Source organism: Rhodoferax sp. XS2R6 (assembly GCF_056521365.1).
This window is the reverse complement of the sequence record NZ_JBWMAY010000001.1, coordinates 569,684-583,374: the sequence shown is the minus strand read 5'-3', so window position 1 is coordinate 583,374 and position 13,691 is coordinate 569,684. Positions and strand designations below refer to the sequence as shown.

Here is a 13,691-nt window from a genome sequence, read left to right as displayed (position 1 = left end):
CAACCTAACCCGTGTTGCCACACCCTGTGCAGCACTTTTGCTCAGGAGCCGACCATGGCCGTTCAACAAAACAAAAAATCTCCTTCCAAGCGCGGTATGCACCGTTCGCACAACGCTCTGGTGGTGCCCGGTATTGCTGTGGAATCCACCACCGGCGAAACCCACCTGCGTCACCACATCAGCCCCACCGGTTTCTACCGTGGTCGCAAGGTGCTGAAGACCAAGTCCGAAGCCTGATTCCCCTGAATCTCCAAAAGCCCGAAGCTACAGTGCCTGTAGCGACGGGCTTTTGTCATTTATGGCCTCTATATTCGGAAGTTTGACTTCGTTGTCGTTGGAATGATGCACGCATGATTACTGTCGCCGTCGATTGCATGGGGGGAGACCACGGTCCCCAGGTCACCTTGCCCGCCTGCACCCACTTTCTGGAGCAGCACCCCGAGGCCGCCCTGGTTTTGGTGGGTTTGCCCGAGGCGTTGAAAGGTTTTTCCCACCCGCGTGCTACCTTGGTCACGGTGACTGAAGTTGTCACCATGGACGACCCGCTGGAAGTGGCTCTGCGCAAGAAGAAGGACTCTTCCATGCGCGTGGCCATCCAGCAGGTCAAGGACGGCGCCGCCCAGGCTGCCGTCTCGGCCGGTAACACCGGCGCGCTGATGGCCATTTCTCGCTACATCCTCAAAACCATGGACGGCATTGAGCGTCCGGCCATCGCGGGTCAAATTCCCAATGCGACCGGCGGCGCCACCACGGTGCTGGACTTGGGCGCCAATGTGGACTGCACGGCAGAGCACCTGCTGCAGTTCGCGGTCATGGGCTCGGCGCTGGTGTCAGTGCTGACCAACCAGGAATCACCGTCGGTGGGGCTGCTCAACATTGGTGAGGAAGTCATCAAAGGTAACGAAGTTATCAAGAAAGCAGGTGAATTGCTGCGAAATGCAGCCAAGTCTGGCGATTTGAACTTTGTGGGCAATGTCGAAGGCAACGATATTTTCAAAGGTACGGCCGATATCGTCGTGTGTGACGGTTTTGTCGGCAACGTGGCACTCAAGACCAGCGAAGGCCTGGCATCCATGATCGGTAACTTCCTAAAGGCCGAGTTCTCCAAAAATATCTTCACCAAAATGGCGGCTATTGCGGCCTACACGGTGTTAACAGCGCTTAAAAATCGCGTGGATCACCGCCGGTACAACGGTGCGGCCTTGTTGGGTCTGCGTGGCTTGGTGTTCAAGAGCCATGGCTCGGCCGACGTGCTGGCCTTCAGCAACGCATTGAACCGGGCGTATGATGCAGCCCGAAACAACTTGCTGGACCGCGTTCAGGTCCGCATTGCCCATGCAGCCCCCTTATTGGCTGTGTCTGACGCAACGCAATAGCCTGAACGGGTGCCCGCCATAACACCCATGAGACGATATTCGCGAATCACCGGCACCGGCAGTTATGTGCCTCCCCGCCGCCTGAGCAACGCCGACCTGGTGACCGAGCTGGCAGCCAAAGGCGTGGAAACCTCGGACGAGTGGATCGTGGAGCGCACCGGCATCCGCGCCCGCCACTTTGTGGACGACGGCGTGTACAGCAGCGACCTGGGCCTGGAGGCCTGCAAAGGCGCGCTGCAGGCCGCAGGCCTGGAAGCCAAAGACATTGACCTGATCATTGTGGCCACGTCCACCCCGGACATGGTCTTCCCATCCACCGCTTGTATCTTGCAGAACAAGCTGGGCGCCAACGGTGGCGCGGCGTTTGACGTGCAGGCTGTGTGCAGCGGTTTTGTTTACGCCCTGACCGTGGCCGACGCCATGATCCAGACCGGCGCTGCCAACAAAGCGCTGGTGGTGGGGGCTGAAGTGTTCTCCCGCTTGCTGGACTTCAACGACCGCACCACTTGCGTGCTATTCGGCGACGGCGCAGGCGCCGTGGTGCTGGAGGCCTCTGACACGCCCGGCATTCTGGCCAGCGACCTGCATGCCGATGGCAAGCACGTGGGCATCCTATGCGTGCCCGGCCATGTGGCCAACGGGCACATTCTGGGCGACCCTCTATTAAAGATGGATGGCCAGGCCGTTTTCAAGCTGGCCGTGGGCGTGCTGGAAAGTGCGGCCCGCGCCACGCTGGCCAAGGCTGGCAAGACCGAGGCGGATATTGACTGGCTGATTCCCCACCAGGCGAACATCCGCATCATGCAGAGCACTGCCAAAAAACTGAAACTTCCCATGGATAAAGTGGTGGTGACGGTGGACCAACATGGCAACACCTCAGCGGCCTCGATTCCGCTGGCGCTGGACGCGGCGGTGCGGACAGGGCAGGTCAAGCCCGGCCAGACGCTGATGCTCGAAGGCGTGGGCGGCGGTTTCACCTGGGGTGCTGTGCTCCTGACTTTGTAGCTGCTCGCGCATATTCCATGAGGGCTAGAGCCCTATTTCATTGCCAATTTCTATGAAACCATTTGCATTTGTATTTCCCGGTCAAGGCTCCCAAGCGGTGGGCATGCTGGACGCTTGGGGCGACCACCCCGTGGTGGCTCAAACCCTGCGCGAAGCGTCAGACGCTTTGGACGAAGACGTGGCCCAACTGATCCACGAAGGCCCCAAAGAGGCGCTGGCCCTGACCACCAATACCCAACCCGTAATGCTGGTGGCGGGGGTGGCGGCTTACCGCGTCTGGATGTCCGAGACCGGCGAGGCCCCTCAGGCGGTGGCCGGCCACTCGCTGGGCGAGTACTCCGCCTTGGTGGCCGCCGGGTCGTTGACGCTGGCGCAAGCGGCGCCGCTGGTGCGCCTGCGCGCCCAGGCCATGCAGGAAGCCGTGCCCGTGGGCGTGGGCGCCATGGCGGCCATCCTCGGTATGGATGCTGCGAAAGTGATAGCTGGTTGCGCAGAGGCGACGGGGGCTTTCGGCCCCAACAGCACCGAAGTGGTGGAAGCTGTGAACTTCAACGATGCCGCCCAAACCGTGATCGCCGGCAGCAAGGCCGCCGTGGATAAGGCTTGCGAAATCCTCAAGGCCAATGGCGCAAAACGCGCGCTGCTGCTGCCCGTGTCGGCGCCATTTCACTCCAGTTTGATGAAGCCTGCGGCCGAGAAGCTCAAGGCGCGGCTGGAAGACATCGAGATCGCTGCGCCTCAGATGGCTCTTATCAACAATATCGATGTGGCGGTGGAAGTGGATGCCGACCGTATCCGCGACGCGCTGTACCGCCAGGCCTTTGGCCCGGTGCGCTGGGTGGAGTGTGTGCAGGCCATCAAGGCGCGCGGTCTGACCACCTTGGTAGAGTGCGGTCCCGGCAAGGTGCTGGCCGGTATGGTCAAGCGCATCGATGCGGACATGACCGGCGCAGCACTGTTCGACCCCGCCAGCCTGGAAGACGTCAAGGGAGTATTGGCATGAGTGAAGTGAAATTTGAAAGCCAAGTGGCCCTGGTGACCGGCGCCTCGCGCGGCATTGGTGCGGCCATTGCGCTGGAACTGGCCCGCAAGGGTGTCAAAGTGATTGGTACGGCCACGTCTGATGCAGGCGCAGCCAAGATCCGCGAAGCCCTGGCCGCCTTTCCCGGTTGCGACGGCCGCACACTGGACGTAACGGACGGTGCCGCCGGCGACGCGTTGGTAGACGCCATTGCCAAGGAGCAGGGCGGCCTGCACGTGTTGGTGAACAACGCCGGTATTACCCGCGACACGCTGGCCATGCGCATGAAGGATGACGACTGGGACGCCGTGCTGGACACCAACCTCAAGGGCGTGTTCCGCATGAGCCGCTCGGTACTGCGTACCATGATGAAACAGCGCTACGGCCGCATCATCAGCATCACCTCGGTGGTGGGCGCCTCCGGCAATCCCGGCCAAGCCAACTATGCCGCGGCCAAGGCCGGCGTGGCGGGCATGACCCGCGCACTGGCGCGTGAACTGGGCTCGCGCAACATCACCGTCAACTGCGTGGCCCCCGGTTTCATTGAGACCGACATGACCGCCGGTCTGGGCGAAGAGCAGCAAAAAGCCTTGCTGGGCCAAATTCCCTTGGGTCATCTGGGCAAACCCAGCGACATTGCGCACGCGGTGGCCTACTTGGCCTCGCCCCAGGCCAGCTACGTGACGGGGCAGGAACTGCACGTCAACGGCGGCATGTACATGTAAGTGATTCAACCCCGCCGATGTCTGAGCGGCGGCCCGGTTAGAGACAAGTCTCTAGGGCGGGTAAAATCTCGGATTCTTTTACAACCCTTAGAGGGAACCCATGAGCGATATCGAAGTCCGTGTCAAAAAAATCATTGCTGAACAGCTCGGCGTTGAAGAGTCTCAAGTCACCAACGAAAAAGCCTTTGTGGCCGATCTGGGTGCCGACTCCCTGGACACCGTGGAGCTGGTGATGGCTTTGGAAGACGAATTCGGGATCGAGATCCCCGACGAAGACGCGGAAAAAATCACGACCGTGCAAAACGCGATCGATTACGCGACGTCCCACAAAAAGGCCTAATCGGCTTGGGCAGCACCCTGGGGGTGCTGCCGCATCCCCGCATGCTGCCGCTGCTGGCGGTATTTCATTGACGAACTGCTGAATTTCAGATTTCTATGTCCCGTCGCCGCGTCGTTGTTACAGGTTTAGGTTGCATCAGTCCCGTGGGTAATACGGTGGCCGAGGCATGGTCAAACGTGCTGGCTGGCAAGTCGGGCATCGCCACGATCACCAAATTCGATCCCGAGGCGTTTGCCTGCAAGATCGCCGGTGAGGTGCGCAACTTCGATCTGGAGTCTTATATGAGCTCCAAAGAAGCCCGCACCATGGATACCTTTATCCATTACGGCATTGCCGCAGCGGTGCAGGCAGTGAACGACAGTGGCTTGAAGACCGGTGATGCACTGGGTGAAGAAGAATCCACCCGCATCGGCTGTGTGATCGGCTCCGGCATTGGCGGTTTGCCAATGATCGAGAACACCCACGCCGAGTACACCAACCGCGGCCCCCGCCGCATTTCCCCATTTTTCGTGCCGGCCTCCATCATCAATATGACGGCCGGCCACGTGTCCATGCGTTTTGGCTTCAAGGGGCCGAACATCGCCATCGTGACCGCCTGCACCACTGGCCTGCACTGTATCGGTGAAGCTGGTCGCATGATCGAGTACGGCGACGCCGACGTGATGATTGCCGGTGGCTCGGAAGCCACGGTGTCGCCTCTGGGCATTGGCGGCTTTGCCGCCATGCGCGCACTTTCCACCCGCAACGACGACCCCGCAACTGCATCACGCCCCTGGGACAAAGACCGCGACGGTTTTGTGCTGGGTGAGGGCGGCGGCGTGATGGTGCTCGAAGAGTACGAACACGCCAAGGCCCGTGGCGCCAAGATTTACGCCGAGCTGGCGGGTTTTGGCATGAGCGCCGATGCTGGCCATATGACCGCCCCCAATATGGACGGCCCACGCCGCGCCATGCTGAGCGCCATGCGCAACGCCGGTGTGAACCCGGACCAGGTGGACTACCTGAACGCGCACGGCACCTCCACCCCGTTGGGCGACATCAACGAAACTAACGCGATCAAGGCTGCGCTGGGTGACCACGCCAAGAAGATGGTGGTTAACTCCACCAAGTCCATGACCGGTCACCTTTTGGGTGGTGCGGGTGGCCTGGAGTCAGTGTTCACCGTGCTGGCTCTTCACCACCAGAAGAGCCCACCCACCATCAACATCTTCAACCAGGACCCCGAATGCGACCTGGACTACTGTGCCAACACCGCACGGGACATGAAGATCGACGTAGCCGTGAAGAACAACTTCGGCTTTGGTGGGACTAACGGCACGCTGGTGTTCAAGCGCATTTGATTTTCGCCATTTCCCCAAGGGACGATGCACCGGCCTCCTGCGGTTAGTTTCCTGGTAGGCCGTTCGCGTTGGCATGCCACCGTGCTGGTTGCTTGCATGTCGCTGGCATTGTTGAGCCTGTTCCCATTTGCATGGGCCGCGGACACTGAATTTCCGGCCTGGGCTGTGTGGGTGCAAGCTTTGTTGGTCCTGCTGGCGGGTATCGGCGCTGTTGTGGCGTGGCGTCTCTCCCCTGTAGGGACGTTGCGCTGGGATGGTGAGCACTGGTTGTGGGTGGCATCCCAAGACCAGCCGGTTTCCGGTCTGCGCATCGTGTTCGATTTTCAGCGCCTGGTGCTCGTGTCGCTGCAACGCGCGGGGCAGCCGCTTCTGTGGTTGTGGCTGGAGCCGGTGCATGGCACGCCCCACAGTTGGCTGGCGTTGCGCCGTGCCTTGGTGCATTCCACCCAACATGGTTTGCGGGCACCGTCGCAGTCTACCGATCCGGAGGGCCTGTTGCCATGACTGAGCCGCTGACCACTCCCAACGATACCGATTTGCTGTTGGTGGAACGTACTCTGGCGGGAGACCAGCGTGCCTACGGCCTGCTGGTACTGAAGTACCAACGCCGTATCCAACGCCTGGTGGGCCGGATGGTGCGGGATGTGGACTTGGTGGAAGACATTGCCCAGGAGACCTTTATCCGGGCTTACCGCGCCTTGCACCAGTTCAGAGGGGATGCCCAGTTTTATACCTGGCTATACCGCATTGCGGTAAACACCGCGAAAAAATTCCTGTTGGAACTCAAGCGCAACCCGACGATGTCGGAGAGTTTTCTGTCCTCTGCGGACGAAGATGAAACTTCTGGCCCGAAATACGAACCAACCACCGAAGAAACCCCGGAATCTGAGCTGGCGGCCAAGGAGATTGCCGGGGTGGTGAATGCCGCCATGGATGCTTTGCCAGAGGAGTTGCGCCAAGCCGTTACGCTGCGCGAAATCGAAGGTTTGAGTTATGACGAGATTGCGTTGGCCATGGACTGCCCCATTGGCACCGTGCGTTCCCGCATCTTCCGGGCCCGCGAGGCGATTTCGGCAAAAGTGAAACCCCTACTGGAAAAGCAGACCGGGAAACGTTGGTAGGAATGAAATCTATGAACACGCAGAGCCAGCCCTTGAACGAGCGTATTTCCGCCTTGATGGACGGAGACTTGCCTGCAGCCGAGCTGGACGTGCTGCTGGATGACATGGCGAAGCAGGATTCGTCTGCTAACGATTGGCACCTCTACCATCTGGCCGGTGATGTGCTGCGCAGCAGCGCCTTGGCGCCACAGCGTGCAGACCTGGCTTTTTTGGGGCGTTTGGAACAGCGCCTGGTCCAAGAGGGCGGCTCGCCTGCCGTGTTGCTGCAGCCTGTGCGTCCTGTTTCTGCCGGGCAGGCGCCCCAACGTGCACCTGCCAATGGCCCGTGGCGCTGGGTGGCTGGTGCCACCTTCACGGTCTTGGTGGGTGTGTTGTCCATCAGCATGTGGGAGGCGGTTGCGCCTGCGTCTGCACCACAACTGGCGGTGGTACCCGTGCAGGGTGCCGCGCCGGTTGCCCTGCAGGCGCCCGCTGTCATGCTGCGTGACCCGGAGCTGGATGCGTTGATGGCCGCCCACCAGCAGCTTGGAGGCCATTCGGCTTGGCAGATGCCATCGGGCTTTTTGCGCAATGCCACCTACGAAAGGCCTGCGCGGTGAAAACCATGCGTTTGATCGTTGCGGGCGTGCTGGCACTGGTTGGGGGCTTGCTGCCACTGGGGGCTGTTGCGGAAGAGCCCTCTATCAATGCCTGGTTGATGCGTCTGCATGAGGCATCGCGGCATCGCACCTACACCGGCACCTTTGTGGTCTCAGCCGCCGGGCAGATGACGAGTGCGCGTATTTGGCATGTCTGTGATGGGGAGCAGCAGGTGGAGCGCGTGGAGTCGTTAAGCGGAACCCCGCGTGCGACCTTTCGCCGTAACGACGAGGTGGTGACGTTTTTTCCTGAGTCCAAGGTGGCGGTGGCAGAAAGCCGCGAGTCCCTGGGGCTGTTTCCCAACCTGCTCAAGTCCAATACCGCGGGCATTGCTGAGCACTACCTCATGAAGCCGGTGGGGAGCGAGCGTATTGCGGGGCTGGACGCTGAGGTGGTGCAGCTGGTCCCCAAAGATGCCTTGCGTTATGGCTATCGGGTGTGGAGTGAAAAGCGATCCGGCTTGGTAGTGCAACTGCAAACCCTTGACCCTGAAGGCAAGGTGTTGGAGCAAGCCGCCTTTTCGGAGCTGCAGCTGGATGCGCCTGTCAACAAAGCGAAACTCACCCAAATGATGGCGGCCACGGAGGGCTACCGCGTGGAGCGCCGTGACCTGCAAAAGACCACGGCCAAGGCGCAGGGCTGGGATATGGCCAAGTCGGTGCCCGGCTTCAAGCCCATGGGCTGTTACACGCGCCCGGTGGCCCTGCTGGCCGGTGCTGCGGGGCGTACCGAACAAACCATGCAGTGGATGTTCTCCGATGGATTGGCCACGGTGTCGTTGTTTGTGGAGGCCTTTGATGCGCGCCGCCACAGCCGTGAGGGGGCAACAGAACTTGGTGGCGCTACGCGCACACACACACGGCGGCTGGAAGCCTGGTGGATTACGGCGGTAGGCGAGGCCCCGGCGCCGACCTTGGCCCTGTTTGTGCAAGGCCTGGAACGCAAGAAATGAGTCATCGTTTGCCATGGACGTTGCGTTGAAGGCAAAGACAGATTGAAGGGAAACTGGAGCAATGAAATCTATGCAATTGAAACCTTTGCGAGCCCTTTGGGTAGCTGCATCGTTTTGCCTGGTGGCAGTGGGGACGATAGTGCCCGTCACGTCGGCTTCCGCGCAGGCCGTCAGAGGCTTGCCTGACTTCACGGACCTGGTGGACCAGGTCGGTCCTTCGGTGGTGAACATCCGCACCCTGGAGAAGGTGAGCACGCGTGCCCCAACAGGCGCACCGGGCGAAGAGGAAATGCTGGAGTTCTTCCGCCGTTTCGGTCTGCCCATTCCCAATGTGCCACGCCAAGCCCCGCGGCAGAACCGTCCGCAGCAACCAGAAGAGCCACAACCGCGTGGTGTGGGATCCGGATTTATTTTGACCTCGGACGGTCTTATCATGACCAACGCCCATGTGATTGAGGACGCCGATGAGGTGCTGGTGACTTTGACCGACAAGCGCGAGTTCAAGGCCCGCATCATTGGCGCAGACAAGCGCACCGATGTGGCGGTGGTGAAGATTGATGCCTCGGGCCTGCCGGCCGTGAAGGTGGGCGATGTGAGCCGCCTGCGCGTAGGGGAGTGGGTCATGGCGATTGGTTCCCCCTTTGGCCTGGACAACACCGTGACCGCCGGCATTGTGAGTGCCAAGCAGCGTGACACGGGTGACTACCTGCCTTTCATCCAGACCGATGTGGCGATCAACCCTGGCAACTCGGGCGGCCCGCTGATCAACATGCGTGGTGAGGTGGTGGGCATCAACAGCCAGATCTACTCGCGCTCGGGCGGCTCCATGGGCATTTCGTTCTCCATCCCCATGGATGAGGCGGTCCGGGTCAGTGACCAGTTGCGCAGCAACGGCCGTGTCACGCGGGGGCGTATTGGTGTGCAGATTGACCAGGTCAGCAAAGAAGTGGCGGAGTCCATTGGTTTGGGCAAACCCATTGGCGCACTGGTACGTGGCGTGGAAACCGGTTCACCCGCAGAAAAGGCGGGGGTGGAGGCCGGCGACATCATTACCAAGTTCGATGGCAAGACGATTGAGAAGTCCAGCGACTTGCCGCGCGTGGTGGGCAGCACCAAGCCAGGCTCCAAAAGCACGGTGACAGTGTTTCGCCGTGGTGCCAGCAAAGACCTGAGTGTGGTGATTGCGGAGGTAGAGGGTGACAAACCCGTGGCCAAGGCCGCAGCCAAAGAAGAGAAGCCGCGTGCGTCCACGGCCGCGCAGGCGTTTGGTTTGGTAGTGGCGGATCTGACAGAGGCGCAGAAAAAAGAAGCGAACCTCAAAGGTGGCGTGCGGGTGGAGGCCGCTACGGATGCGGCTGCACGTGCCGGTTTGCGCGAGGGGGATGTGATTGTCCAGGCGGCGAATGCGGAAGTCGGCTCCGTCAAGGAGTTTGAAGCGGCGCTGGGCAAACTGGAGAAGTCCAAACCGCTGAATGTGCTGTTCCGTCGTGGGGAATGGACGCAGTTTGCAGTGATCCGCCCCACCCGTTAAGCCTGCTCCATGACCCTAAACCACAGTTGGGTTTGGGGTTGTTCGCTGGTTTTGCCTCCTTTTTGAGGCTGCCCACTGTTTTCGTAGAAATGTGGGTGGCCGCTAACTTCCAAGGCTTGTTGAAAGCACTGGTTAGAATACGGGGCTTCTACGGAAGTCATTGGATATATGTATGGGCCCAAAGTCCATCATATGGGACGGTGGAAAGAACCCCACAGTTGATCCACAACTCTCCCACATGTTGTCCCATGCTTATGCTGTAGATTTGTTAATAAGTTGTTGATAAGTATTTTGTTGCGGTGTCGCAACTCCCCCTGAATCAGGTTTTTTGGGCTGTGCTCTCTGGACTTTTTGCCTACAATGGGCTTCCAACCTTCGCAGTTGCCAAAGATTGTTGGTTCAGGGCGCGTCGTCTTACGATGCGCCCTTTTTTCTTGTCTGCTCGTTTTAATTCAATCACTTGAAGCTCGTCGTTGATGAATCACATCAGAAATTTCTCGATCATTGCCCACATTGACCACGGCAAATCCACGCTCGCTGATCGCTTGATCCAGCGTTGCGGAGGGTTGGAGGCGCGTGAGATGGAGGCCCAGGTTCTGGACTCGATGGACATCGAAAAAGAGCGTGGGATAACCATCAAGGCGCAGACCGCCGCGCTGCAGTACAAGGCCAAGGATGGACAGGTCTACAACCTCAACTTGATCGACACGCCCGGGCATGTGGACTTCTCGTATGAAGTGAGTCGTTCGCTCTCTGCATGTGAAGGCGCATTGCTCGTGGTCGATGCTTCTCAAGGTGTGGAAGCACAGACGGTGGCCAACTGCTACACCGCACTGGACCTTGGTGTGGAAGTGCTGCCGGTGCTGAACAAGATTGACCTGCCCAACGCCGACCCGGACAACGCGCGCAGCGAGATCGAAGATGTGATTGGTATCGACGCCACCGATGCGATCGTGTGCTCCGCCAAAACCGGTCTGGGTATCGACGACATTCTTGAAGCCATCGTTGCCAAGATTCCATCGCCCAAGGGCAACCCCCAGGGCCCGCTGCGCGCCATGATCATCGACAGCTGGTTTGACAGCTATGTAGGTGTGGTGATGCTGGTGCGTGTGGTGGACGGCCGCCTGGGCAAGGGTGAGCGCATCAAGATGATGGCCTCCGGTGCCACCTACAACGCCGACAACTTGGGTGTGTTCACTCCCGCCAACCAGCCACGCCAGTCGCTGGAAGCGGGTGAGGTGGGTTACATCATTGCTGGCATCAAGGAACTGCAAGCCGCTAAGGTGGGCGACACCGTGACCTTGATCAAGCAGGGCACAGGCGGTGCGGCGTTTACCGCCACCGAAGCCTTGCCGGGCTTCAAGGAAATTCAGCCGCAGGTGTTTGCCGGTTTGTACCCGACCGAGGCCAGCGAGTACGACTCGCTGCGCGATGCGCTGGAAAAACTCAAACTCAACGATGCCTCGTTGCACTACGAGCCTGAAGTGTCACAAGCGCTGGGCTTTGGCTTCCGCTGTGGCTTCCTGGGCTTGCTGCACATGGAAATTGTGCAGGAGCGTCTGGAGCGCGAGTTCGACCAGGACCTGATCACCACCGCGCCCAGCGTGGTCTACGAGGTAATGAAGAACGACGGTGAAGTCATCATGGTGGAGAACCCCTCCAAGATGCCCGAGGTAGGCAAGACGGCCGAGATCCGCGAGCCCATCGTCACCATGCACCTCTACATGCCGCAAGAGTATGTGGGCGTGGTCATGACCTTGGCCAACCAGAAGCGCGGCGTGCAGATGAACATGGCCTACAAGGGCCGCCAGGTCGTGCTGACCTATGAAATGCCGCTGGCTGAAATCGTGCTGGACTTCTTTGACAAACTCAAGAGCGTGAGCCGGGGTTATGCCTCCATGGACTACGACTTCAAGGAATACCGCGCGGCCGACGTTGTGAAGGTCGACATTTTGCTGAACAGTGAGAAGGTGGATGCCCTGTCCATCATGCTGCACCGCAGCCAAAGCCTGTACCGTGGCCGGGCTGTGGTGGGCAAGATGCGCGAGATCATTTCGCGCCAGATGTACGACGTGGCGATCCAGGCCGCCATTGGGGCCAATATTATTGCGCGTGAGACAATCAAAGCGCTGCGCAAGAACGTGTTGGCCAAGTGTTATGGCGGTGATATTTCACGCAAACGCAAGCTCCTTGAAAAACAAAAAGCAGGTAAGAAGCGCATGAAACAGATCGGCTCCGTGGAAGTGCCACAGGAAGCATTTTTGGCCATTTTGCAGGTGGAAGATTGATGCAAGCTTTGACGGCAGCCGTTCTCGCGGCGTTTGGGCTCTACGCGGGCTCCTGGTACTTTGGCTTGGTAGACGGCAACTTCGCCCTGTTGTTATTTTTGGCTACGGTGGTCACCGGCCTGTATTGGTTGGCGGAGCGTTTCTATTTCCTGCCGCAGCGCCAGCAGGCGGTGGCGGTGCTAGAGGCCAACGACCTCCAGCGCCGTGCCGAACTCAGCAAAATGGGCATTGCCCAGGTGGACGGTGATATCAGCGAAGCCAAGGTCAAGCTGCTGATGCAGCCCTGGTGGCTGGATTGGACCGCGGGTTTGTTCCCGGTCATCATTGTGGTGTTTTTGTTGCGTTCGTTTTTGTTCGAACCCTTCAAGATTCCCTCGGGTTCGATGATCCCTACGCTGCTGGTGGGGGACCTGATTTTGGTGAACAAGTTCACCTACGGCGTTCGCCTGCCGGTGCTCAACATCAAGGTCACCGAAGGCAACAAGCCCCAGCGTGGGGATGTGATGGTGTTCCGTTACCCCCCCAAGCCTAGCCTGGACTACATCAAACGGGTGGTCGGCGTGCCGGGTGATACGGTGGCCTACCTGAACAAACGCCTCACCATCAATGGCAAAGCGGTGGAAACCACTGCTTTGCCAGAGTTCTTCGACGAAGACGCCATGCGGTACTTCAAGCAGTTTGAAGAAACTTTTGGCGACAAGAAACACCGCGTCCTCAATGACACGGACCGCCCGGCCTTTGTACCCGGTGCGGACAAGTTCGAAGGCTACGAGGCTTGCAGTTACACCGTGGAAGGCGTGACCTGCAAAGTGCCTGAGGGCCACTATTTCATGATGGGTGACAATCGCGATAATTCACTGGATTCGCGCTACTGGGGCTTTGTGCCGGATAAGAACATTGTGGGCAAGGCATTTTTTGTCTGGATGAACTTTGGCAACCTCAAGCGCATCGGCGGATTCAATTGACGTTTCAACGCAAACCATGGGGTAGGGATAAAAAATGACAGTGCAAACCAAATCCAAACAACGCGGCATTTCCTTCATCGGCCTGATTTTTGTTGGTGGTGTGTTGGCTATGGCCGGCGTGGTGGCCGCGCAGGTGTTTCCCACCATGCTCGAATTCATGGCCGTGCAAAAAGCAGTGCAGCGCGCGGCGGCAGGCCAGTCGGTGGTGGAAGTGCGTTCCCTCTTTGACAAGCAAACGGAAGTGGATGCCATCAGCTCCATCACAGGCAAAGACTTGGAAGTGGGTAAACAGGGCGACAAGGTGGTGGTGAAGTTTGCCTACCAGCGTGAGATCCATCTGGTGGGCCCCGCGTTTCTGACGCTCAAGTACACCGGGCAATCCAAATAA

15 protein-coding genes are annotated in these 13,691 nt (G+C 59.4%); all 15 read left to right on the top strand.

The window, feature by feature from the left end; translation table 11 throughout:
- Positions 1-54: 54 nt before the first annotated feature.
- Positions 55-237, top strand: a complete 183-nt coding sequence (gene rpmF, locus AC097A_RS02785) for a 50S ribosomal protein L32 (RefSeq protein WP_105259923.1) — start codon at positions 55-57, stop codon at positions 235-237.
- A gap of 113 nt (positions 238-350) precedes the next feature.
- Complete coding sequence (gene plsX / locus AC097A_RS02780) at positions 351-1,376, top strand: phosphate acyltransferase PlsX (protein ID WP_479619654.1); 1,026 nt, start codon at positions 351-353, stop codon at positions 1,374-1,376.
- A gap of 27 nt (positions 1,377-1,403) precedes the next feature.
- Positions 1,404-2,381 (top strand): beta-ketoacyl-ACP synthase III, encoded by a 978-nt coding sequence (locus AC097A_RS02775; RefSeq protein ID WP_479619653.1) that lies wholly within the window; start codon positions 1,404-1,406, stop codon positions 2,379-2,381.
- A 52-nt stretch (positions 2,382-2,433) separates the two neighbouring features.
- Positions 2,434-3,384: an ACP S-malonyltransferase gene (gene fabD, locus AC097A_RS02770; protein ID WP_479619652.1), complete on the top strand. Its 951-nt coding sequence runs from the start codon at positions 2,434-2,436 to the stop codon at positions 3,382-3,384.
- A complete protein-coding gene (gene fabG / locus AC097A_RS02765) occupies positions 3,381-4,127 on the top strand; it encodes a 3-oxoacyl-ACP reductase FabG (RefSeq protein WP_479619651.1) in 747 nt (248 codons plus the stop codon). The genes fabD and fabG overlap by 4 nt, the downstream gene beginning before the upstream one ends.
- Before the next feature lie 100 nt (positions 4,128-4,227).
- On the top strand, positions 4,228-4,467 hold the full coding sequence (gene acpP / locus AC097A_RS02760) for an acyl carrier protein (RefSeq protein WP_094479684.1): 240 nt from the start codon (positions 4,228-4,230) through the stop codon (positions 4,465-4,467).
- A 95-nt stretch (positions 4,468-4,562) separates the two neighbouring features.
- Positions 4,563-5,807 (top strand): beta-ketoacyl-ACP synthase II, encoded by a 1,245-nt coding sequence (gene fabF, locus AC097A_RS02755; protein ID WP_479619650.1) that lies wholly within the window; start codon positions 4,563-4,565, stop codon positions 5,805-5,807.
- Between the two features lie 81 nt (positions 5,808-5,888).
- A complete protein-coding gene (locus tag AC097A_RS02750) occupies positions 5,889-6,311 on the top strand; it encodes a hypothetical protein (protein WP_479619649.1) in 423 nt (140 codons plus the stop codon).
- Positions 6,308-6,928: an RNA polymerase sigma factor RpoE gene (rpoE, locus tag AC097A_RS02745; protein ID WP_105259916.1), complete on the top strand. Its 621-nt coding sequence runs from the start codon at positions 6,308-6,310 to the stop codon at positions 6,926-6,928. The genes AC097A_RS02750 and rpoE overlap by 4 nt, the downstream gene beginning before the upstream one ends.
- 11 nt (positions 6,929-6,939) lie before the next feature.
- Entirely contained in the window at positions 6,940-7,527 is a 588-nt protein-coding gene (locus tag AC097A_RS02740; protein WP_479619648.1) for a sigma-E factor negative regulatory protein, read from the top strand.
- Between the two features lie 5 nt (positions 7,528-7,532).
- Positions 7,533-8,519, top strand: coding sequence for a MucB/RseB C-terminal domain-containing protein (locus AC097A_RS02735; RefSeq protein ID WP_479619647.1), 987 nt, complete (start codon positions 7,533-7,535; stop codon positions 8,517-8,519).
- A gap of 61 nt (positions 8,520-8,580) precedes the next feature.
- Positions 8,581-10,050, top strand: a complete 1,470-nt coding sequence (locus AC097A_RS02730; RefSeq protein WP_479619646.1) for a Do family serine endopeptidase — start codon at positions 8,581-8,583, stop codon at positions 10,048-10,050.
- Positions 10,051-10,526: 476 nt separating this feature from the next.
- Positions 10,527-12,338, top strand: a complete 1,812-nt coding sequence (gene lepA / locus AC097A_RS02725; protein WP_479619645.1) for a translation elongation factor 4 — start codon at positions 10,527-10,529, stop codon at positions 12,336-12,338.
- Positions 12,338-13,303: a signal peptidase I gene (gene lepB / locus AC097A_RS02720; protein ID WP_315493915.1), complete on the top strand. Its 966-nt coding sequence runs from the start codon at positions 12,338-12,340 to the stop codon at positions 13,301-13,303. Before lepA ends, lepB begins: the two co-directional genes overlap by 1 nt.
- Before the next feature lie 34 nt (positions 13,304-13,337).
- Complete coding sequence (locus AC097A_RS02715; protein ID WP_479619644.1) at positions 13,338-13,691, top strand: DUF4845 domain-containing protein; 354 nt, start codon at positions 13,338-13,340, stop codon at positions 13,689-13,691.

Bases quoted from the DNA above. Each gene is read 5' to 3' on its own strand.
- rpoE (WP_105259916.1), top strand. From the start codon at position 6,308: ATGACTGAGCCGCTGACCACTCCCAACGATACCGATTTGCTGTTGGTG.
- AC097A_RS02740 (WP_479619648.1), top strand. From the start codon at position 6,940: ATGAACACGCAGAGCCAGCCCTTGAACGAGCGTATTTCCGCCTTGATG.
- fabF (WP_479619650.1), top strand. From the start codon at position 4,563: ATGTCCCGTCGCCGCGTCGTTGTTACAGGTTTAGGTTGCATCAGTCCC.
- AC097A_RS02715 (WP_479619644.1), top strand. From the start codon at position 13,338: ATGACAGTGCAAACCAAATCCAAACAACGCGGCATTTCCTTCATCGGC.
- fabG (WP_479619651.1), top strand. From the start codon at position 3,381: ATGAGTGAAGTGAAATTTGAAAGCCAAGTGGCCCTGGTGACCGGCGCC.
- lepA (WP_479619645.1), top strand. From the start codon at position 10,527: ATGAATCACATCAGAAATTTCTCGATCATTGCCCACATTGACCACGGC.
- acpP (WP_094479684.1), top strand. From the start codon at position 4,228: ATGAGCGATATCGAAGTCCGTGTCAAAAAAATCATTGCTGAACAGCTC.
- fabD (WP_479619652.1), top strand. From the start codon at position 2,434: ATGAAACCATTTGCATTTGTATTTCCCGGTCAAGGCTCCCAAGCGGTG.
- AC097A_RS02735 (WP_479619647.1), top strand. From the start codon at position 7,533: ATGCGTTTGATCGTTGCGGGCGTGCTGGCACTGGTTGGGGGCTTGCTG.
- rpmF (WP_105259923.1), top strand. From the start codon at position 55: ATGGCCGTTCAACAAAACAAAAAATCTCCTTCCAAGCGCGGTATGCAC.
- lepB (WP_315493915.1), top strand. From the start codon at position 12,338: ATGCAAGCTTTGACGGCAGCCGTTCTCGCGGCGTTTGGGCTCTACGCG.
- AC097A_RS02730 (WP_479619646.1), top strand. From the start codon at position 8,581: ATGAAATCTATGCAATTGAAACCTTTGCGAGCCCTTTGGGTAGCTGCA.
- plsX (WP_479619654.1), top strand. From the start codon at position 351: ATGATTACTGTCGCCGTCGATTGCATGGGGGGAGACCACGGTCCCCAG.
- AC097A_RS02775 (WP_479619653.1), top strand. From the start codon at position 1,404: ATGAGACGATATTCGCGAATCACCGGCACCGGCAGTTATGTGCCTCCC.